Origin of the sequence: Pseudodesulfovibrio piezophilus C1TLV30 (assembly GCF_000341895.1) — a bacterium.
Classification (GTDB): domain Bacteria; phylum Desulfobacterota; class Desulfovibrionia; order Desulfovibrionales; family Desulfovibrionaceae; genus Pseudodesulfovibrio; species Pseudodesulfovibrio piezophilus.
Genome location: NC_020409.1, coordinates 2,339,773 through 2,358,358, shown reverse-complemented (window position 1 = coordinate 2,358,358; position 18,586 = coordinate 2,339,773). Strand labels below are relative to the sequence as shown.

The window sequence follows — 18,586 nt, the reverse complement described above, 5'->3', positions numbered from 1 at the left end:
TAAAGACACCCAGTCCTCTTTCAATTTTATACCAAACAGCTCTCAATCTTCCTGATCAACATCACTGTATTATCATGCTTTAATTCAATTATTACGAAATATTAGTTGCAATTGTGGTCAGTCCCCATCAGATTACCACCCTTCCCTGAAGCAAGCTGAGTCGAGAGCAATTCAATTACGCGATCCCATCCCCCTTCACTGGAAAAATCTTTGTTTTATTCTGTTTTTTCCATTTCCAGGCAATCGTAACCTGTCAAGGTCAATCCAAGTGACTGAAAGGTATCCAGCCAATTATTTTCAGTGAAAGAGGCCAGTGTTTCCCGCCAGACAGCAGCGATATGAATTGGTTTATATTGTTTCTGAATAACGGGGTCCCCCCCTTGGATACTCCCAGGGCGACACCCTATTTCAACCACTGGCGCACCTTTGCCAACACCAGCTTTTTTCAAAAAAGCAACGAAAGCGGCCGGTGTGTTTTTCAATCTCTCCTCCGGGAATTCCCAGAAGACATCTGTCCAGTTCACTCCATCTGTCTCCCTGTCAAACATCCCGCAGACATTCATGAATTTTGTTTGGCCCTGCCGCTTGCCCAACAGTGATATCTCGGCACACTCCACAGGCTTTCTAACCCATTTTATACCGTATTCACAGGCAAGCTCACCAATCATTCGGGTCAATGTCGGCCATGCATGCACATGGTCATGACTGGTTAGATGTGATGGTTGCACACCAAGGGCGAGAATTCTTTCAATCTGCGATCTCCATTCCCGCTCCACATGCTCATGTTCAAGTCGACCTTCTGCATACAGGGAAAAGAGAGCAGTAGAACTCCCCAGAAAAGCACCGTTTTCATCAACAAGGGAACGAATCTTCTGCCAATCATGAACAGGTCGTCCCCGTATGATATCAAGATGTACCCCGAGGCTTATATCCCTTATTTCTGCTGCTTCCTCAACAGCTTCACCATTTCCGGTGAGAGATGCCGAGGTCATTATTTTTCTTTCCACTAACGCTTTCAAAGCCCGATTCACCGCTGGATGAAGCCCGGCATCATCACCATTCACTATAATTTTCATGGAAACATGGTATCGCGTCCCAATACCAACGTAAAGGCACAGCTCTGATACTGACAGGCTCACGCCCATTCCATAGCGTTCCATGAATGAACACTATTCGCTTTCATCATTCAATATAGTATTCATACAGATAATACCGACCCTTTCTTTCTGCGACTTTCGCAATTACAGCGCCTTTTTACAAAAAGTTTGGCCATGCGTCTGGTGTACAATGTCCACCCAGGCTATCTCTCGATACTGAGGCAACTCTGGCTGACCGACAACATCACTCAAAAAGAATTGCCTGAGCAGATTTTGGTGGAACAGGCAACCCTTTCCAATACCCTGAAAAGAATGGAAAGAGGTGGCTTGATCTTTCGGACTTTGAAGCCCGATGATAAACGGCAACACCTTATCAGGCTGACATCAACCGGACAAACCCTGCAAATCAAGGTTGAAAACGCCCTCTCTGATTTAATGAAAACCGCCAATAAGGGGCTTTCGATCAATGACCGAAGCTATTTCGAAAGAATCATGCAGCAAATAATCACCCATTTGGAGCACGACCAGACCGAACTCGTTATGATTCTCTGCGATGTAATTGAAGAAGACCCTGTTCCCCCTCATCCCTTTCCACACCCTCTCTTCTCTTTCATGGTCTTGACAAATCCCTGACTTTAACGTCCTTCAAGAAACTTCAAGGTTTGTATCTCGCTTAAGAGCTTGTATATCAGAACTTATTTTTTTCACTCTTTCATACTTCCTTCTTTCCCTTTGTCATCCTTTTTTGATTTCCTCCCTTCACACTGCACTAAGAAGCCTCAGATCCCCTATTTCCACTATTTTTTGCCCATTTCATTGAGACATTCCTTTGACTTTTCCTAGACTCATTGAGTGATTTTCTCACTCTTAAAAATAAAAAAATGCCTCTTTTCACCGTTATTTTTCAGAGCAAAATCTGATATACAATTCTCTAACGAACAACAACCTCTTGTAATGGTTTTGTAAGATGTCACATATAGAAAATGTCTAGACTCTGTAGGACAACGTTGTACTTTGTTGACAATCAGTGACTGCTTATGTCAAAGGTTGATCAATGTAAGACTGCTTATGAAATTATGGACAGAAAAGATATTTCTACGCCCCCCACGTTATTAACCGTGCGCGAAGTGGCTGAACTGCTGCGGGTCCACCAAAGGACTGCGTACAGGCTCATCACTGGCGGGAGTATTAGGGCCATAAAGATCGGCAGCCAATGGCGCGTTCCAGAACAAGCGTTATTGGACTTCATAAATTCAGGTTGGCAGGATGCTGTTTCTCGGGACACGGGAAAATCAGGTCCACAACAATATAAACTTCCTTTGGAATAAGGAGCGCAAACATGTCGAAAAAGATGGTAGGCGGAGGCAACGGTACAGACCCCGTCCTCAATGTCAATCTGCCCAATGATTTCGGGGAAGATATGACGGTGAGTGGACAACTCATCGGGGAAGAAATGTATTTTGACGACAAGTCGGGAATGCTAACCATGGAGAAGCTCTACCGTGAAGAGAACGGCAAGCTTGCATATGGGATCATTTCCGCAATCGGTCATGCTCGTGAACGCCGCGCCTACAAGATTGAAGAGCAGGAAGAAAGTTGCATCGCTTCCAATGGCAGCCTCTCTCTGGAATTCTCTTATGATGATCTCTTCGAGTTGTTAGCCATTGCGCTGGAATCCGAGAAAGAAAGTGTCAGTCGGCAAGTCAACGAACAGGTACGTCGCCGACTTGCTGCGAATGAATAACAAACTTTTTCATCGACATGAAAGAAAAGGGAACCAAATGGTTCCCTTTTTTATTCCCTACCTGGCATCAATAGGAAAAAAATAGCTCTTCTGTCCGGTCGATTCCATAACCGTATTCCAGTAGTCGGATTTGGTGTTTAACGACCGCCGCTTCAATGTCACCAGGTCCAATGGTAAATGGACCATGCTTGATTTGAGGTGACTGACGACCATCCCTGTTTTGCCACTCATGGCCGCATGTACAGCTTGTTGCCCGAGGAACCCGCAGTAAACTCTATCACCGGCATTTGCTGGTACGGACCGTATTATATAGCTTGGATCAATGAATTTAAGGGTCGTTTCAATATGTTTTTTTGAGAAATGTCTGCCAATGCGTTCAATGAGCAGCCCGCAAATATCGCCGAGTTTCGGATTCCCAGACTCATCCCTTTCGGTTTTGTCGGCCATGAGATCCTGCCCTGCCCCTTCCGCACAAACGATAAGAGCATGTCTTCGTTCATGAAGTCGCCGTTCCATGGCTTTGAGTAAACCGTTTTCACCTTCGAGACTAAAAGGCTGCTCAGGGACCAACAAGAAATTGACTTCCTGCAAGGCCAAGGTTGCCTGGGCGGCAATGAATCCGGCTTCACGGCCCATGAGTTTCACGAGGCCAATACCCATATCAACACCCGTTGCCTCAACATGGGCACACTGAATCGCTTCTGTCGCCTTTTCGACAGCAGTATCAAATCCAAATGTCCGAGTAATGAAATTGATATCATTGTCGATTGTTTTTGGGACTCCGATGACTGCTATTTTCCGTTTCCTGCGGTCAATCTCCTCCACGATCTTCTTGGCTGCACGCATAGTCCCGTCACCACCAATGGTAAAGAGGATATTGACGTTGAGTCGTTCCAATGAGTCTACAATAGCGACAGGATCTTGTACCCCGCGTGAGGACCCGAGAATTGTCCCGCCAAAATGATGTATATTGGTAACGCTTTGTGGAGTCAGCTCCATGACATCATAGCCATACTCCGGGATAAAGCCCCGCAAACCATTACGAATTCCCAGAACAGTTCGAATCCCATAGTTATAATGGGCTTCGATGACGATCGCCCTGATTACATCATTAATCCCTGGGCACAGCCCACCACACGTCACAATGGCGCATTTGGTTTTTGATGGGTCAAAATAAAGCTTTTCTCTCGGACCGGCCTTTTCGAATTCCATGATGCATGTTTCGTGATCAAGTTCAGTCAGTTCCTCTGAAGTCATGATCAAAGTCTGCGGTTGAGACTCGTCGACGAACCGCGAATAGCGGACAGGAGTCGGAATTTTGGCATGACCAAGTGACATTATTTCTGTATCAAAATGCATCGTATTCTGCTTTATATCCATGGCTGCTCCGAATCTTCAGGCAATAATTCTATGATCATGAGGTGGAACGCCAACTGTCAGGAGATGGGGTAGTATGCTCACCATCAAATGGTCATCATTCTTTCCAGATCGAGACATCTGGTTCCGGCAGTTCATCCACGGCATCATTCAAATCAGATGAGGATGCTGTCGCAGCCCCGACCTGACCGACCACCACTCCGGCAGCGTAATTTGCCAAAGTACAGGCTGTCAAAAGATCCATACCGGCGGAAAGAGCCAAAGCTATCGTCGCTATCACTGTATCCCCTGCTCCTGTCACGTCAAAAACCTTTCGTGCAAAGGTCGGGATATGACGAATAGATTCTGTTCCTTCAAACAAAGCCATTCCATCTCCGCCCATGGTGATGAGCAGATTTTTGCAATCAAGTCTTTCAAAAAGAGCCTCACCAGCACGAATGACCGTTTCACGATCAGCCACGAGAATGCCCGCACCCTCACCAGCTTCCTTGGTGTTGGGTGTCAGCAGATCAACGTTTTTGTAGAGGTCGTAATTCACGGTTTTTGGATCTACCAGAACCAGAGGCCGCCGATCACATTCCTTGATCATATCCATGAACCGATCAATGAACTCGCGACAAATGAAGCCTTTCCCATAGTCCGATAAAATAATGACAGGAAAGTCGTTGATGATGGATTGCAGATATTTGAAGAGTTCTTCGAATTCCCGATCCTGTAGTGGCCTGACAAGTTCCTGGTCAACGCGGACAACTTGCTGGTTACTCGCTATGATTCTTGTTTTTTTCGTAGTTGGCCTTGATGGATCACGAATGAGCTTTGTAGTCAATTGTGCTTCATTGCAGAGTTCTTCAAGCGTATCCCCGGCTTCATCATGTCCGACTGTCGCCACGAGCAATGCTTCCCCGCCTAAGGACGCTATATTTCGAGCGACATTACCAGCCCCTCCGAGTAACGAGGTTTCACTTTCCACACGCACAACAGGGACAGGAGCTTCCGGAGAAATACGATCGACCCCACCAATCATGTAATGGTCGAGCATGAGATCGCCAATGATCATGACTTTGTGCCCTTTCAGGCTTTCGATGGCGCAATGAATTTTTTCAAGAGTCATATGTACCTAACGACCTTTTATCTGATTTATATTTCACGTCTGTCTGTTAAGCTGAGATCGGGAAAATATTCTCATGCAAAACAGTCTTGTCTCACGATCTGCTTATGATTTTCTCAGAAAGAGACCAAACCTACCGCCTGGTCTTACTCTACCTCGACACCAAGCTTGCTTGCCAGTAAACGCAAAGATTCTTCGCTTTCATAGCTCAATGTAATCTTGCCTTTGCCCGTTGAACCGGAAACTTTAACTTTTGTCCCAAGCGCAGTCGCAAAAGCGGACTGCAATGTAACCAACTGCGGATCAATGACCTTGGCACTTGCTTTACTTTCTTTTGGTGCCCCCTGACTCTGTCCAACCTCTTCTGCTCCAGGCAATCTGCCATTCTGTTTCCAAAATGAGACCTGGGCTTCTGCCTGTCGAACAGTCAAGCCATTTTCGACGATGCGCTTATGTAGTTCATCCAGCATTTCAGGATCACTTATCCCCATCAAGGCCCGTCCATGCCCAGCAGAAACACTCCCCTGCTGGATACCCTTTTGCACTTTCTCAGGCAAATTAAGCAGTCGTAATGAGTTTGCTACAGCAGATCGACTTTTCCCGACCTGTCTGGCCAATTCTTCCTGGCTCAAACCAAACTGATTTTGCAACTGTTGATAGCCAAGCGCTTCTTCCACTGAATTGAGATCTTCACGCTGCAAATTTTCAATCAGAGCAATGGCAAGGCTTTCCTGGTCTGTCATTTCCCGAATAAGCGTTGGAATTTCAGCCAACCCAGCAAGTTTAGAAGCCCTTAGTCGTCGTTCTCCAGCAACCAATTCGTATTTCCCGTTACCAAGAGGACGGATGAGAATCGGCTGAAGAACGCCCCGTGTCTTGATTGAAGCACAGAGATCATTCAACCCATCATCCGAAAACTCCCGCCTTGGCTGGTAGGGGTTCGGTGTAATAGCTTCAAGCGGAATGGACCGAACCTCAGCTGAATCCGAGGTTTGTTGCTCATCTTCACGAACACCACCCAAAAGCGCATCCAATCCACGACCAAGGCCTCTATTTCCCATTGCCATAAACCTCACTCCTCTTTCTCATGATATGCACCCTTGCCCAAGCTGGTGGAAGTGCTTATAAAACCCCGAACGAGTAAAACCCACGGAGCGTGTATGTCACAACACATTAATGAACTTTTCGACAAAGACGGCAATCTGATAGGTGCCCTTCTGACTGCTGAAGCCTGGACTCATGTCAGAAAAGAGGTCCTTTCCGCCCTTGGTGTCAAAGAAGAATCGACATCAGATATCCCAAGGGAACCTCTCTCCGACTGGGAGACTCTCAAGCAATATTGGGACTTCTCCTATCCTGTCGATACCAATGTTCACTGTGAACACTGCGGCAACGACACTCTGGATTGGGCAGCAGATGAACCCCGCCGATTCTACCTCACCTCAGCAAACCTTGCCGGGCTTGTCGCCTTCAGGTGTGCCAATTGTCATTCAAAGATCCAGAAAAAACATTTCAAGGACGAGATCAAAGTTGAATGCACGCCTTTTCAACCTGATAAAGACTCGAGCAAAGAAGCCCGATACTAACACTCAAGGCCATTATTTTCATGATCACCTCTGTTCAGAACAGGGGTGATCATATTCTGAGCACAGGCAATCAACTTTGCGCGGTACTGCTTGTCACCACTTCTTGAGCCAGAGCCAAATATGCCTCTGCCCCCTTCGACTTTATATCATAATTGATTACTGGTTTGCCAAAACTCGGCGCTTCTGAAAGGCGAACATTCCTTGGGATGATGGTTTCAAACAGGTGCTGAGGAAATGCTTTGCGCACTTCATGCTTCACCTGCCAGGAAAGTCGATTCCTTGAATCGTACATGGTCAGAACCACTCCGAGCATTTCCAGATTTGTGTTCAACCTTTTACGAACGAGTTCGTAGGTCATGAGCAACTGCGCAATACCCTCCAGGGCGTAATACTCACACTGGAGAGGGACCAATAACTCCGTCGCTGAACACAACGCATTGACTGTCAACAACCCAAGGGACGGCGGACAATCGATAATAATAAAATCATAGTCATCATCAGCGTGTTCCACGAGATCACGCATATAGTATTCCCGCCCGAATTTATCTACCAATTCTATCTCAGCCCCTACAAGATCCTGTGTCCCCGGCAGGATATCGAGAAACGGAATATCTGTTTCATAGATGGCTTTTTTGATGTTTTTTGGTTCAAATAAAACGGTATAAATGTTTTCTCGTTTGTCTCCCGGATAAAATCCCAACCCGCTGGAAGCATTTCCCTGGGGATCACAATCAACCAGAAGCACCTTTTTCTCCATCACTGCCAACGACGCAGCCAGATTAACAGACGTTGTGGTTTTTCCAACGCCGCCCTTCTGATTTGCTACTACGATTCTTCTTGCCACAGGACCCTCACTTGCTCACATCAGTATGAAGTTCACAACAATGTTTCACGTGAAACATCCACCACTCTCATGAGAATGTTTCACGTGAAACATTTTCAATTGCGTTCATCTGTTCGTAGGCTGAAAAGAAATTGATAGCAAGGTACATACGTAAAAAAGGGCAAAAAAAGAAGAGAACGAAGCAAATTTATGCTCCGTTCCCCATGAATATCTCGTGATCAAAATCAGATCAATCGCAGATGATCACCTATTTACCGTAATAATCCCGATACCAGTCCACAAAGTTTTTGATGCCAACCTCGACAGTCGTATCAGGCTTAAAACCGACGTCGCGAACAAGATCTTCTACGTCTGCTTCCGTAGCCGGAACATCCCCAGGTTGCATTGGCATATAATTGTAGATGGCTTTTTTCCCGACAACTTCTTCTATCACCTCAATATAACGGGAAAGCTCCACAACGCTGTTGTTACCAATATTATAGACACGGTAAGGAACAGAGCTGGTACAGGGATCGTGCGTTACTCCATTCCACTCCGGATTGGGAGTGGCAATATTCCCGGTGACACGAACAATACCTTCGACAATATCATCAACATAGGTAAAGTCCCGACGCATTTTCCCATAGTTAAAGACATTGATCGGTTTTTCTTCGATTATGTTCTTGGTAAAAAGGTAAAGCGCCATATCAGGCCTGCCCCACGGTCCGTAGACTGTAAAAAACCGCAGTCCGGTCGTGGGAAGATCATAAAGGTTGCTATACGAGTGAGCCATCATTTCGCTCGACTTTTTGGTCGCGGCGTAGAGGCTCATGGGGTGATCAACACCTTCATGAGGAGACAGCGGCATGGTTGTGTTCATACCATATACCGAGCTGCTGGAAGCATACACAAGATGCTTCACCTCATTGTGTCTGCATCCTTCAAGCACATTGAGAAACCCGACAATATTCGAATTGATGTATGCCTTGGGATTCTCAATAGAGTAGCGAACCCCTGCCTGAGCAGCCAGATTAACTACATGTGTAAACTTCTCTTCTTTGAAAAGATCGCTCATCGGTTGATCATCCTGAAGATCGATGTTCACATGTCTGAACAAAGAACTTTCTTCAAGGATCGCCAAACGGGCTTTTTTCAAATTAATATCATAATAAGGGTCCAAGTTGTCGAGACCGACGACTTCATGCCCTGCTGCCGTGAACCGCTTTGAGAGGTGAAAGCCGATAAACCCGGCTGCACCAGTAACAAGAATCTTCATCTGAAACATTTATCCCTTGCTGTTGGTTGTACCCTTGAGGGGCATGAGGGCATTCATAATATCGAGTGGGATGGGAATTACCGTCGCACTCTGACCTTCAGAAGCCATTTCTCTCATGGTTTGCAAGTAGCGCAGTTGGAGAGCCGCAGGGTGCTTGCCGATGATCTCGGCGGCGGCTGACAACTTGGTCGATGCCTGGAACTCACCTTCTGCGCCGATAATCTTGGCGCGACGTTCTCTTTCAGCCTCGGCCTGTTTGGCCATGGCACGCTGCATCTCCTGGGGAAGATCGATATATTTGAGTTCGACCGTGGTTACCTTAATGCCCCAAGGATCAGTATGTTCATCAAGAATAGTTTGAATCTCGTTGTTGATCTTCTCCCTTTGGGACAATAAATCATCAAGCTCGACGCCACCACATACGCTACGCAAGGTGGTTTGCGCAAGTTGTGAAGTCCCGAACATATAATCCTCTATTTCGAGAATTGATTTAACGGGATCGAGCACTCGAAAATAAACAACGGCATTCACCTTCACACTGACATTGTCCCGCGTGATCACATCCTGATTCGGGACATCAAGGGTCAAGATACGAAGTGAGACCTTGACCATCTTATCAAGAACCGGCAGCAGAATTATCAACCCCGGCCCTTTGAAACCAATACAACGGCCGAGTCGAAAGACAACTCCCCTTTCATATTCATTCAAGACCCGAAGAGATGAGACCAGAAAAGCAATAATCAGGACAACAATGATCGTTTGTGGAATATACATAATACATCCTCTCTAGAAACCCTTGCACCACAAGGGCTAGCGGTTGATAGGCCCAATTTTAAGCGTTAAACCGTTTATAGACTCAATTCTGACATATGCCCCCACAGAGGGACTAAAAGCTCCTATTACCCCCTTAACGGCCCAAATTTCACCTCTCACCAAAATTTTCCCTTTTCCATCACCCCACTCTATGACTTTCCCAGTCAATCCAACCATACCGGTCTCGCCAAGAGCCCCTTGCTGACGTTTTGAACGCAGCACGAGAAAGGTAACACTCCCAAAGACCAGAACCACACTGAGCACTGCCCAAATGATAGAGGAAAGTGGAATTTGAATGGTTCCGTATTCATCTCGAAAGAGAATCAGTGATCCGATGACCATGGAAACAAGTCCGGCAAGAGTCAACATCCCATAACTGACCACTTTGATCTCGAGAAGAAAAAGCACCAGGGAAAACCCAATCAGTAAAAGTCCGGCGATATTGGTCGGCAAAACAGACATTGCATACAAGGCAAGGACAAGAGATATCCCTCCCACGACACCAGGCAGAAAAGTTCCAGGGTGTGTCAGTTCGATAAACAGACCCAAGATCCCGGCCATGAGAAGTAAATAAGCAATCTGTGGATGTAACAACCACGAAAGGAACCGATATCGAAAGCCTGGATCATACTCTTTGACAGAGATAATCTCTGCCGAAAAATGACGAACACTTCCTTTGAAGGAAAGACCATGCTGACCGAGCTGGTCCAAAAAGGTTTCCACAGTAGGTGCGATAAATTCCACAACTTTCAAATGCAAAGCATCCGCAGCGGAAATGCTGGCACTCTCGGTAACAGAGCGACCATACCATTCACTGTTTCTTCCATGGGCACGGGCCACACTTTGAACAAGACTTGTAAAATCCTGCTGAATCTTTTTTGCCATGGTACCCGGAATATCCCCACCGCCCAATCCCACAGGTGAAGCAGCACCAAGAGTTGTCTGCGGTGCCATTGCAGCCACACTGGAAGCTGCCACCAAAAAAACACCGGCAGACGCTGCATGCGCACCTGAAGGTCCAACCCAAACCGCTACAGGAAGCGGTGCATTGAGCATTGTCTGAACCATTGACCGCATCGAATCTCCCAGCCCGCCAGGTGTATCGAGAACCAAAAGAACAAGATCGTAGCCCAAGTCATTTGCATACCGCAGGGAATCTGAGAGTAGATCGTCCTGAGCCGGACTGATGGCGCCGTTCAGGCGAACCTGTAACACACGAAAGATGGATTCATGCGCCGAAGCAGGGACAGCAAAAAAAACTAAAGAGACAACAAAAAACATCGCCACAGACCATGCTTTCATCTCAACTTCTCCTTACTGTTCTCGCGTTCCCGAATATCAGACACCCAAGTCAGTCACAATATAGCATCAAGTACGGACTTGTGCGAGCAACTCGGTTGAAATCTGCTGATCATGAGGAAGCATCCCCACGAGTTCGGAAAGTGGAGGGACCACAAGAAGTGTCACATGCTCTAGATGAATGACAGTCTGCCCGGCTGCTGCCTGTGGGTACAGGATCTGCAAGGCCTCAGTTCCGAAACAGGCGACATACGGAGTCTTCCATATTTCCCACCCTTTCCAGAACAGTGTCGGATTTGGCTGCAAGGCTCCATTGACCAATGCTGCGCATGGCCAGAAAGCGGCTGTACCGGGTGGCCATTTCAGATGGGTGCCCAAAGTGTTTTTGAGGACCTTACTCCGTCGTGGATCTGAGTGACCGTCAAGGTCAAGCCCAAGCTCCAGGTAGGTGCAGACCACTTTCGGCTCAGGAGCCTTGACGAGAGACAAAAAGCGATCCCATGGTTTTGGGAATTGCACGGTGTTACGTTGGGGCTGCTGAGGGGGAGTGGGAGGAAAAGATGACTGCTGAGAAGAAGCCTGGCTCGCAGGGGTACCGGCTTGAAAAGGGGAAGAGCTCTCTTGGCCGCTTTGAGACACGTTTGGCTTCACAGCTGCACTATGACGAACCGAGCTGTCCTGTTGTCCATGTGTCTTAATGCCCGCTGTATGGAAAGAAGCCCCTGCTGTTTGCACAGCATCCTGAGGAGCGAGTACATACTTGAGACCAGAGTCAACCCAGGGTCGAAACTGTTCAGCTGTCTTTAATCGAGAAGAAGGTGATCCCATAATCGCCAAGCCACTTCAGTTTTGCTCAATTGAGGCCACATCTCGCGTCGCCCCTGTGAGTCAAGAACATACATCTGATTGGTACGAACGGCAAATCCGCTCCCTTCTTTCGAAATGTCATTAGCAGCAATCAAATCCAGATTTTTCGATTGTAATTTCCGCTCGGCTTCCTGTGCGATGTCTGCTGTTTCTGCCGCAAAGCCTATCAACTTCTGCGAAGAATTCTTGTGTGCCCCAAGGGATTGGAGAATATCGGGATTAGGTTGAAATTCCACGGTCAACCCTGAATCTCGGGAATCGGATTTCTTGAATTTCCCCTCGCCAAAAGACACAGGCCTGAAATCTGCTACCGCAGCAGTGGCACAGCCTATATCCATATCAGGCCACAGGTCAGTGGCAGCCTGGTACATCTCAAGTGCGGTATTCACAGGAACAACGGAAATATCCGATGGAAAATCCAGAGCAGTCGGACCGGCAACGACAGTCACCTCCGCTCCGCGCAAATGCGCAGCCATGGCCATACATGCGCCCATGGTGCCACTGGAAGGATTCGACCAAAAACGAACTGCATCCCAGGATTCACGAGTCGGCCCAAGAGTAATGAGAACTTTTTTCCCGGCAAGGTCTTGCGGACTGAGAGCTTTGAGCGTCGCAGTGACAATCTCTTCGACAGGTGCGAGCCGTCCGGTTCCAATATCCCCACAAGCGACATTCCCGGAATCCGGTTCTATACAAATAAAGCCAAAATCCTTTAGAGCCTGCCAATTGCGCTGGGTCACGGGATTTTTCCACATGCGAGGATTCATGGCCGGGGCGACGATCTTGGGTCCGGCAAATGCGAGCGCCTGACAGGCAAGCATCTCATCAGCAAGGCCGATGGACAGTTTCGCAATGGTATTGGCAGAAGCCGGAGCAATGACCATGACATCAGCCACCTGCCCTGGCTCCAGGTGATCAAAGGCAGTCTCACCACTCGTCTCCGGCGCGAACATTTCCGTGTACACGGGAGAAGCACCCAAGGCCTCAAAACTGAGTGGCTGGATAAAACGCGCCGCCGATTCAGTCAGAGTTGCTGAAACAATACAGTCCGCTGATCGACAAGCACGCAAAATATCCAAAGCCTTGAACGCAGCGATAGACCCCGTCACTCCGAGATGAACACGCTTGCCCATGAAACCGGCAAAGCCGTAATGCGTCTGCATTGGTTATTTGCTCTTCTCTACTCCGGCGTCCTTGACCTCCACCGCGATGATGGTCGTCGTGGCGGAACCGAAACTGTCATCAACCTGGATAACGCAGCTTTTGTTGAACTTTTCAAAATTCATGACTGACAACTTTCCGGCTTTATTATTGGAAATCAGGGTCCAGTTGTCTTTCGCCATGTTGTTGAGAAAATACTGCACCAACTCAAGAACCTCGACACGCCCTTTGAACTTCATGATTGCAGCTCGAAATTTCGTATTATCAAGCTTGTAGGAATCTTCCTGTACATAGGAAATTTCCTTTGGAATCAAAATATCATCAAAGTCATAATAATAATCAGGCTCTTCATACTGGGCTTCGTGCGCACCGGCTGAAGCATCGGTGCTACCCGCAGTGGTCCCGGTGGTAGTACAGGCAGCACACAGGCCAATCAACAGAAGTGCCAGAAAAAATTTGCCGAATAATTGCATCATATCCTCCGATAACGTTCTCGCGGTTTCTCTGAATTCATGGTTTGCTTATCAGGAGCGAACCAGAATGAAAAGTCTAAGAAGCTGCTCCCCTGAGCCGCTCTATTTTTTCCTGAAGGTACTTTTCCATTTCGCGTCGATCCTTGCGCAAGCGGACCAACTCGGATTCCAAAATCTGCAATTTCGCCTTGATATCAGAAGTGTCAAAAGTCAGCTTGAGAGAGATTTCTTCGATTTCAGCATCTTTCTGCTCAAGGGCTTTGGTCTGCTCCATAATCTCGTCGAGATTTATCTCATTTCCGGTCGGCAGTTCCTTCATTTTCTTCTGGCTTCTTGCCAGAAGGACAAAAGCTGTCTTGAGTTTCTGGATATCATCTTGCTGTTTGTCAATAATCGTCTTTTGATTGGCGATGACTTCCATACACGAAGCAACTTTGCCAATCACACCGGAAAAAGCATCCGTGATCTCGTTATAGACGACACTGGACTGAACAGGAGCCTGACTGGCAGCTTGACCGACATCAATAGTCCGTGGAAATTCGCTCCGCAGTGCATCCTCTATCTCGGCAGTGACTCGTCCCTCACCATACATGCGGGATATCTTTTCAAAAATAGTCACGCAGTCATCAGGATATTTCGTGACGCGTCCTAATTTCTTGCCGCCAAGAAAATCCTTAAATAGAGAAGCATACCGACGGGCAGTCGGTGCAGGGATTCGGGTAAGTTTGGCTATCTCAGCCACGGAAAGCCAATTCATGTCTATGAAATACCATGATTTCGGCCAATATCAAGCCTAATCCTGCTTTAGAGAATCAATATATATAACATACTGTTTTTACTAATGAAGAAAAATATACCTTTGCCTTGCAAGGTATTGTATGACACACAACATACCAAACAAAAGATACCTATTTATGGAAATACCACCTGATTTTCAGCTCCAAAGCTACTCATATGACCTGCCGGAAGACCGTATAGCTCAGGAACCATCGCAGCAGCGGGATGGTTCACGTTTGCTGGTCCTGGACAAAAAAGACGGCACCCTGACCCCGGCGAATTTTGTCGACATCGCTCAATATCTGCCTGAAGGCGCACTCCTGGTAGCCAATAATTCCCGTGTCATTCCCGCTCGGATATTCGGGAACAAACCCACAGGTGGCCAGGTCGAATTCCTCCTCCTGACTCCCCTGCCTCTCATAACACCAAAAGAGGAAAACGGATGGCAGACCGCGACTGTGGAGGGTTTGCTCCGGGCCTCCAAGACTCCTAAACCGCACACACAAGTAACATTCAGTGAGAATTTTCACCTCATCACCGAGACACCCGGCCCATTTGGTCGATGGCAGGCAGAGTTACGGTGGAAAGGTGACTTGACCACTCTCTTTAAGGAAATGGGTCACCTGCCACTTCCTCCCTATATCAAACGCCCGGATACCGAAGCAGACAAGGAACGCTACCAGACTACGTATTCAGACCAAACCAAAACAGGGTCTGTTGCCGCACCGACTGCCGGGTTGCATTTTACGCCAAAAATTCGCCAAACTCTCATGGACAAGGGATTTGGCTGGGCTGAAGTCACCCTCTATGTTGGGTATGGAACATTCAGCCCTGTTCGATGCGAAGATATCCGCGACCACACAATGCACTCGGAATATATTGAAGTCCCTAAAAAAACCGCCCTCGCCATACGCCAGGCCAAAAAGGAAGGACGGCCTGTCATTTCCATCGGAACCACCAGCGCGCGAACGTTGGAAGGAATGTTTCAGGAATGTGGCGAAATAACGGAATTTCGAGGTGAAACCGATATTTTCATCGCTCCAGGCTATCAATTTCAGGTGATTGATGGAATTTTGACGAACTTCCATTTGCCAGAATCGTCCCTGATCATTATGATCTCGGCTCTTGCTGGAAGAAAAACGATTTTCTCCGCATACGCATGCGCCCTGGAGAATAACTTCCGCTTCTTCAGTTATGGTGACGCGATGCTCATACGATAAACAAGGTCTCTCTCTTTTCATTATCAACACTGGAGTATGTGAATGTCTCGAATCGAAGTCCAGGAAGACAGGTGCAAAGGATGCCTCCTCTGTACCACGGTCTGCCCTGTGGACATCATTGTCCAGTCGGATCGGTTCAACGTCAGCGGCTACAAGGTCGCCGAAGTTCCCGAGGCTGATGCGGACAAATGTATCGGGTGCGCCTCCTGCGCAATGATCTGTCCCGATGTGGCGATCAAAGTCTACAAAACCCCCAAGAAAAAAGGGGGAAAATAAAATGAGCAAACACCCCGAACGTCTTTTCGTCAAAGGCAACGAGGCCATTGCACGTGGTGCCCTGGCTGCCAAATGCAAATGTTTTTTCGGTTACCCCATCACACCGCAAAATGATATCCCGGAGTTCATGTCGTCCGAGATGATCAAGGCCGGCGGTGACTTTGTTCAGGCTGAATCAGAAGTCGCCGCTGCCAACATGCTGTTGGGAGCCGGAGCCGCAGGCATCCGCGCAATGACATCATCTTCCAGTCCGGGCATGTCCCTGAAGCAGGAAGCCATCTCCTACATGGCTGGTTCAGAAGTCCCGGCCGTGATCATCAACGTCAATCGTGGTGGTCCTGGTCTCGGTGACATAGGTCCTGCTCAGGGAGATTATTACCAATCCACACGAGGCGGCGGACATGGCGATTACCGCCACTTCACCCTTGCTCCCGGCAATGTTCAAGAAGCATATGACCTCACCATTCGGGCCTTTGATATTGCCTACGAGCATCGGACCCCGGTCCTGTTGCTGGCAGATGCCATCCTTGGCCAGATGAAAGAACCCATCATCCCCTGGACGCCCGAGGGTGTGGACGAGGAAGCCGGACGAGAGTGGGCTCTTGACGGCCACAAGGGACAGCGTGAAAAACGCCTCATCAAATCCCTGTTCCTTGCCGAAGGAGAACTGGCGGAACAGAATCGCCATCTCCAGGCAAAATATGATTCATGGACAGAGTTGGCTGAAGCCGAACAGTTCGAAACCGAGGACGCCGATATTGTCATCTGCGCATACGGTTCCATCGGACGCATTGCCAAAACCGCTGTCCGTAAATTCCGCAAGGAAGGGAAAAAGGTCGGTCTCTTCAGACCCATCACCCTGTATCCCTTCCCGTCAGCCGATTTACTCACACTGGCTAAACAGGGAAAACGTTTCCTGACAATTGAACACAATCTGGGTCAGATGGTTGATGATGTTCGCCTTGCCATTCGCACGGTTGCCGACTCCGACTTCTACCCCATCTATCCCGGCAACCTGCCCACCCCGGAAGAACTCGAGGCACCGATCCTCACATGCCTGGAGGGGAAATAAATGTCTGACATGAATGAAAAGCTCGTCTTTGACAAACCGGAATCCGTCATTGACCGCCCCACTCACTACTGCCCCGGTTGCCATCATGGCATTGCCCACAGGCTAATCGGCGAACTCATGGATGAACTCGATCTGGCAGGAAAAACACTGATGACCACGTCCATCGGTTGTTCCGTCTTTTTGTATAATTACCTGAACGCCGATGCAGTGGAGGCACCCCACGGGCGCGCTCCGGCTGTAGCAACCGGCGTCAAACGCGCCCGTCCCGATCATTTTGTCTTCACCTATCAAGGTGATGGTGATCTTGCATCCATCGGCATGGCTGAAATCATGCACGCTGCCAATCGCGGTGAAAAGATGTCCGTCATCTTTGTGAACAACACAGTCTATGGCATGACAGGCGGCCAGATGGCTCCCACGACCCTGATCGGACAAAAAACCACGACAACTCCGGCGGGACGTTGCACTACGCATGAAGGTGCCCCCATCCGCATGACCGAAATAATCGCATCTTTGGGCGGTGTGGCCTTTGCCGCGCGTGGTTCACTGGATTGTGTGAAAAATATTCGCCAATCCAAAAAATACCTGAAAAAAGCCTTTGAATTCCAGTTGAACAACACCGGGTTTGGGTTTGTTGAACTCTTGTCCGGCTGCTCCACGAACTGGAAGATGACGCCACTTCAGGCAAATGAACGAATCCAGAATGAAATGATCCCCTACTTTCCTCTTGGTATATACAAGGATGTCTCCGAGGAAGGAGGTGTGTGCTAATGCGCTATATCGACACCATCATCGCCGGATTCGGCGGCCAGGGCGTAATGCTCATCGGCAATCTGCTTGCATACGCCGGTATGAAAGAGGGGCTGAATGTTACCTATATTCCCGTCTATGGTCCTGAGATGCGCGGCGGAACAGCCAACTGCACTGTCGTCCTCTCTGACGAGGATATCGGCTCCCCAATCATCCACAGCCCGAAATCACTCATTGCCATGAACCGCCCTTCACTGGATAAATTCCAACCCCGTGTTGCTGACGGCGGTGTCCATATCATCAATTCCTCACTGATCGACATGGAATTGGCTGATCAGGACCGACTTGATTGCCACGCGGTCCCCTGCAATGAAATAGCAGACCAACTTGGTAATACCCGCATGGCCAACATGGTCGCTATAGGCGCCTATGTGGCAGCAACGCGGATTCTCCCGGTTCAGGCAGTTATCGACTCCCTGAAAAACGTGATATCCGAACGCTACCACAAACTCATTCCCGCCAACACAGAAGCAATTCTGGCCGGTGCCAAAGTAATCAGCTGATCAAGACAACCCTACACTTGTAAAAGGCCCTGCCGGATAATTCCGGCAGGGCCTTTTCGTCGAGACACCATTTTGCGTATTTCCAAAAGATGACTTCCCCATATTCGTTTGAAAAAGCCTCTTACATAGAGAGTTAATTCAACCCCATGTATTTCTGTCAGTTTTCACTGACACACCAAAAGTTCATTGGTGACTCAATATTAATATTCATTCACATGTGTAGACGAATATCACTCCCGTACGATGAAAGAATTTGCAAGGACTGGAATGAACAGTATAAACTGCCTGCATCCAATATCAATGT

At 48.1% G+C, this 18,586-nt stretch carries 22 protein-coding genes; 10 read left to right on the top strand and 12 right to left on the bottom strand.

Features of this window, described 5'->3' with window-relative positions; genetic code table 11:
* Positions 1–215: 215 nt before the first annotated feature.
* Positions 216–1,160: a ChbG/HpnK family deacetylase gene (locus BN4_RS11165; protein WP_015415501.1), complete on the bottom strand. Its 945-nt coding sequence runs from the start codon at positions 1,158–1,160 to the stop codon at positions 216–218.
* 111 nt (positions 1,161–1,271) lie between these two features.
* Between BN4_RS11165 and BN4_RS17230 the strand changes: the two genes are divergently transcribed.
* The 3 genes from BN4_RS17230 (at position 1,272) to BN4_RS11150 (ending at position 2,841) form a co-directional block, all read left to right on the top strand.
* Positions 1,272–1,730 carry a MarR family winged helix-turn-helix transcriptional regulator gene (locus BN4_RS17230; protein WP_015415500.1) on the top strand — a complete coding sequence of 153 codons (459 nt, stop codon included), beginning with the start codon at positions 1,272–1,274 and terminating at the stop codon, positions 1,728–1,730.
* A gap of 404 nt (positions 1,731–2,134) precedes the next feature.
* The gene (locus BN4_RS11155; RefSeq protein WP_322785950.1) at positions 2,135–2,425 is read left to right on the top strand and encodes a helix-turn-helix domain-containing protein; all 291 of its coding nucleotides are present in this window, start codon (positions 2,135–2,137) and stop codon (positions 2,423–2,425) included.
* 11 nt (positions 2,426–2,436) lie between these two features.
* Positions 2,437–2,841, top strand: a complete 405-nt coding sequence (locus BN4_RS11150; RefSeq protein ID WP_015415499.1) for a hypothetical protein — start codon at positions 2,437–2,439, stop codon at positions 2,839–2,841.
* Positions 2,842–2,898: 57 nt separating this feature from the next.
* On the opposite strand, the gene BN4_RS11145 is transcribed toward BN4_RS11150, so the two are convergent.
* The 3 genes from BN4_RS11145 to BN4_RS11135 form a co-directional block, all read right to left on the bottom strand.
* Positions 2,899–4,221, bottom strand: a complete 1,323-nt coding sequence (locus BN4_RS11145; RefSeq protein WP_015415498.1) for an ATP-dependent 6-phosphofructokinase — start codon at positions 4,219–4,221, stop codon at positions 2,899–2,901.
* 94 nt (positions 4,222–4,315) lie between these two features.
* Positions 4,316–5,329 carry a D-glycero-beta-D-manno-heptose-7-phosphate kinase gene (gene rfaE1 / locus BN4_RS11140; RefSeq protein ID WP_015415497.1) on the bottom strand — a complete coding sequence of 338 codons (1,014 nt, stop codon included), beginning with the start codon at positions 5,327–5,329 and terminating at the stop codon, positions 4,316–4,318.
* Positions 5,330–5,472: 143 nt separating this feature from the next.
* On the bottom strand, positions 5,473–6,393 hold the full coding sequence (locus BN4_RS11135; protein ID WP_015415496.1) for a ParB/RepB/Spo0J family partition protein: 921 nt from the start codon (positions 6,391–6,393) through the stop codon (positions 5,473–5,475).
* A 93-nt stretch (positions 6,394–6,486) separates the two neighbouring features.
* Between BN4_RS11135 and BN4_RS11130 the strand changes: the two genes are divergently transcribed.
* Entirely contained in the window at positions 6,487–6,912 is a 426-nt protein-coding gene (locus tag BN4_RS11130) for a hypothetical protein (RefSeq protein WP_015415495.1), read from the top strand.
* A 70-nt stretch (positions 6,913–6,982) separates the two neighbouring features.
* On the opposite strand, the gene BN4_RS11125 is transcribed toward BN4_RS11130, so the two are convergent.
* The 5 genes from BN4_RS11125 to BN4_RS11105 all read right to left on the bottom strand — a co-directional run bounded on the left by BN4_RS11125 (position 6,983) and on the right by BN4_RS11105 (position 11,612).
* Positions 6,983–7,756, bottom strand: a complete 774-nt coding sequence (locus tag BN4_RS11125; protein WP_015415494.1) for a ParA family protein — start codon at positions 7,754–7,756, stop codon at positions 6,983–6,985.
* Positions 7,757–8,003: 247 nt separating this feature from the next.
* Positions 8,004–9,011, bottom strand: coding sequence for an NAD-dependent epimerase (locus tag BN4_RS11120; RefSeq protein ID WP_041720983.1), 1,008 nt, complete (start codon positions 9,009–9,011; stop codon positions 8,004–8,006).
* Positions 9,012–9,020: 9 nt separating this feature from the next.
* The gene (locus BN4_RS11115; protein ID WP_015415492.1) at positions 9,021–9,785 is read right to left on the bottom strand and encodes a slipin family protein; all 765 of its coding nucleotides are present in this window, start codon (positions 9,783–9,785) and stop codon (positions 9,021–9,023) included.
* Between the two features lie 36 nt (positions 9,786–9,821).
* The gene (locus BN4_RS11110) at positions 9,822–11,126 is read right to left on the bottom strand and encodes an NfeD family protein (RefSeq protein WP_015415491.1); all 1,305 of its coding nucleotides are present in this window, start codon (positions 11,124–11,126) and stop codon (positions 9,822–9,824) included.
* 66 nt (positions 11,127–11,192) lie between these two features.
* Positions 11,193–11,612, bottom strand: coding sequence for a hypothetical protein (locus BN4_RS11105; protein ID WP_041720314.1), 420 nt, complete (start codon positions 11,610–11,612; stop codon positions 11,193–11,195).
* 71 nt (positions 11,613–11,683) lie between these two features.
* On the opposite strand from BN4_RS11105, the gene BN4_RS11100 reads away from it, so the two are divergent.
* Complete coding sequence (locus BN4_RS11100; protein ID WP_157871356.1) at positions 11,684–11,821, top strand: hypothetical protein; 138 nt, start codon at positions 11,684–11,686, stop codon at positions 11,819–11,821.
* Positions 11,822–11,926: 105 nt separating this feature from the next.
* Here BN4_RS11100 and coaBC read toward each other — a convergent pair whose 3' ends face one another.
* The 3 genes from coaBC to BN4_RS11085 all read right to left on the bottom strand — a co-directional run bounded on the left by coaBC (position 11,927) and on the right by BN4_RS11085 (position 14,381).
* Positions 11,927–13,153: a bifunctional phosphopantothenoylcysteine decarboxylase/phosphopantothenate--cysteine ligase CoaBC gene (gene coaBC, locus BN4_RS11095; RefSeq protein WP_015415488.1), complete on the bottom strand. Its 1,227-nt coding sequence runs from the start codon at positions 13,151–13,153 to the stop codon at positions 11,927–11,929.
* A gap of 3 nt (positions 13,154–13,156) precedes the next feature.
* Positions 13,157–13,627, bottom strand: a complete 471-nt coding sequence (locus tag BN4_RS11090) for a hypothetical protein (RefSeq protein ID WP_231856532.1) — start codon at positions 13,625–13,627, stop codon at positions 13,157–13,159.
* Between the two features lie 73 nt (positions 13,628–13,700).
* Positions 13,701–14,381, bottom strand: a complete 681-nt coding sequence (locus tag BN4_RS11085; protein WP_015415486.1) for a hypothetical protein — start codon at positions 14,379–14,381, stop codon at positions 13,701–13,703.
* A 157-nt stretch (positions 14,382–14,538) separates the two neighbouring features.
* Here BN4_RS11085 and queA point away from each other — a divergent pair, with 157 nt between their 5' ends.
* The 5 genes from queA to BN4_RS11060 are packed head-to-tail and all read left to right on the top strand — an operon-like array spanning position 14,539 to position 18,282.
* Complete coding sequence (gene queA, locus BN4_RS11080) at positions 14,539–15,621, top strand: tRNA preQ1(34) S-adenosylmethionine ribosyltransferase-isomerase QueA (RefSeq protein ID WP_041720312.1); 1,083 nt, start codon at positions 14,539–14,541, stop codon at positions 15,619–15,621.
* Between the two features lie 42 nt (positions 15,622–15,663).
* Positions 15,664–15,897: an indolepyruvate ferredoxin oxidoreductase subunit alpha gene (locus tag BN4_RS11075; protein ID WP_015415484.1), complete on the top strand. Its 234-nt coding sequence runs from the start codon at positions 15,664–15,666 to the stop codon at positions 15,895–15,897.
* A gap of 1 nt (position 15,898) precedes the next feature.
* Complete coding sequence (locus BN4_RS11070; protein WP_015415483.1) at positions 15,899–16,969, top strand: 3-methyl-2-oxobutanoate dehydrogenase subunit VorB; 1,071 nt, start codon at positions 15,899–15,901, stop codon at positions 16,967–16,969.
* Positions 16,970–17,740 carry a thiamine pyrophosphate-dependent enzyme gene (locus BN4_RS11065; protein ID WP_015415482.1) on the top strand — a complete coding sequence of 257 codons (771 nt, stop codon included), beginning with the start codon at positions 16,970–16,972 and terminating at the stop codon, positions 17,738–17,740.
* Positions 17,740–18,282, top strand: a complete 543-nt coding sequence (locus tag BN4_RS11060; RefSeq protein WP_015415481.1) for a 2-oxoacid:acceptor oxidoreductase family protein — start codon at positions 17,740–17,742, stop codon at positions 18,280–18,282. Before BN4_RS11065 ends, BN4_RS11060 begins: the two co-directional genes overlap by 1 nt.
* Positions 18,283–18,586 lie beyond the last annotated feature (304 nt).

What these genes read in the sequence shown, in the direction of transcription:
- BN4_RS11135 (WP_015415496.1), bottom strand. Translation starts at nt 6,393, where the DNA reads ATGGCAATGGGAAATAGAGGCCTTGGTCGTGGATTGGATGCGCTTTTG.
- BN4_RS17230 (WP_015415500.1), top strand. Translation starts at nt 1,272, where the DNA reads ATGCGTCTGGTGTACAATGTCCACCCAGGCTATCTCTCGATACTGAGG.
- rfaE1 (WP_015415497.1), bottom strand. Translation starts at nt 5,329, where the DNA reads ATGACTCTTGAAAAAATTCATTGCGCCATCGAAAGCCTGAAAGGGCAC.
- coaBC (WP_015415488.1), bottom strand. Translation starts at nt 13,153, where the DNA reads ATGCAGACGCATTACGGCTTTGCCGGTTTCATGGGCAAGCGTGTTCAT.
- BN4_RS11065 (WP_015415482.1), top strand. Translation starts at nt 16,970, where the DNA reads ATGTCTGACATGAATGAAAAGCTCGTCTTTGACAAACCGGAATCCGTC.
- BN4_RS11150 (WP_015415499.1), top strand. Translation starts at nt 2,437, where the DNA reads ATGTCGAAAAAGATGGTAGGCGGAGGCAACGGTACAGACCCCGTCCTC.
- BN4_RS11120 (WP_041720983.1), bottom strand. Translation starts at nt 9,011, where the DNA reads ATGAAGATTCTTGTTACTGGTGCAGCCGGGTTTATCGGCTTTCACCTC.
- BN4_RS11145 (WP_015415498.1), bottom strand. Translation starts at nt 4,221, where the DNA reads ATGGATATAAAGCAGAATACGATGCATTTTGATACAGAAATAATGTCA.
- BN4_RS11155 (WP_322785950.1), top strand. Translation starts at nt 2,135, where the DNA reads ATGTCAAAGGTTGATCAATGTAAGACTGCTTATGAAATTATGGACAGA.
- BN4_RS11115 (WP_015415492.1), bottom strand. Translation starts at nt 9,785, where the DNA reads ATGTATATTCCACAAACGATCATTGTTGTCCTGATTATTGCTTTTCTG.
- BN4_RS11070 (WP_015415483.1), top strand. Translation starts at nt 15,899, where the DNA reads ATGAGCAAACACCCCGAACGTCTTTTCGTCAAAGGCAACGAGGCCATT.
- BN4_RS11165 (WP_015415501.1), bottom strand. Translation starts at nt 1,160, where the DNA reads ATGGAACGCTATGGAATGGGCGTGAGCCTGTCAGTATCAGAGCTGTGC.
- BN4_RS11130 (WP_015415495.1), top strand. Translation starts at nt 6,487, where the DNA reads ATGTCACAACACATTAATGAACTTTTCGACAAAGACGGCAATCTGATA.
- queA (WP_041720312.1), top strand. Translation starts at nt 14,539, where the DNA reads ATGGAAATACCACCTGATTTTCAGCTCCAAAGCTACTCATATGACCTG.
- BN4_RS11075 (WP_015415484.1), top strand. Translation starts at nt 15,664, where the DNA reads ATGTCTCGAATCGAAGTCCAGGAAGACAGGTGCAAAGGATGCCTCCTC.
- BN4_RS11090 (WP_231856532.1), bottom strand. Translation starts at nt 13,627, where the DNA reads ATGATGCAATTATTCGGCAAATTTTTTCTGGCACTTCTGTTGATTGGC.
- BN4_RS11085 (WP_015415486.1), bottom strand. Translation starts at nt 14,381, where the DNA reads ATGAATTGGCTTTCCGTGGCTGAGATAGCCAAACTTACCCGAATCCCT.
- BN4_RS11060 (WP_015415481.1), top strand. Translation starts at nt 17,740, where the DNA reads ATGCGCTATATCGACACCATCATCGCCGGATTCGGCGGCCAGGGCGTA.
- BN4_RS11110 (WP_015415491.1), bottom strand. Translation starts at nt 11,126, where the DNA reads ATGAAAGCATGGTCTGTGGCGATGTTTTTTGTTGTCTCTTTAGTTTTT.
- BN4_RS11100 (WP_157871356.1), top strand. Translation starts at nt 11,684, where the DNA reads ATGACTGCTGAGAAGAAGCCTGGCTCGCAGGGGTACCGGCTTGAAAAG.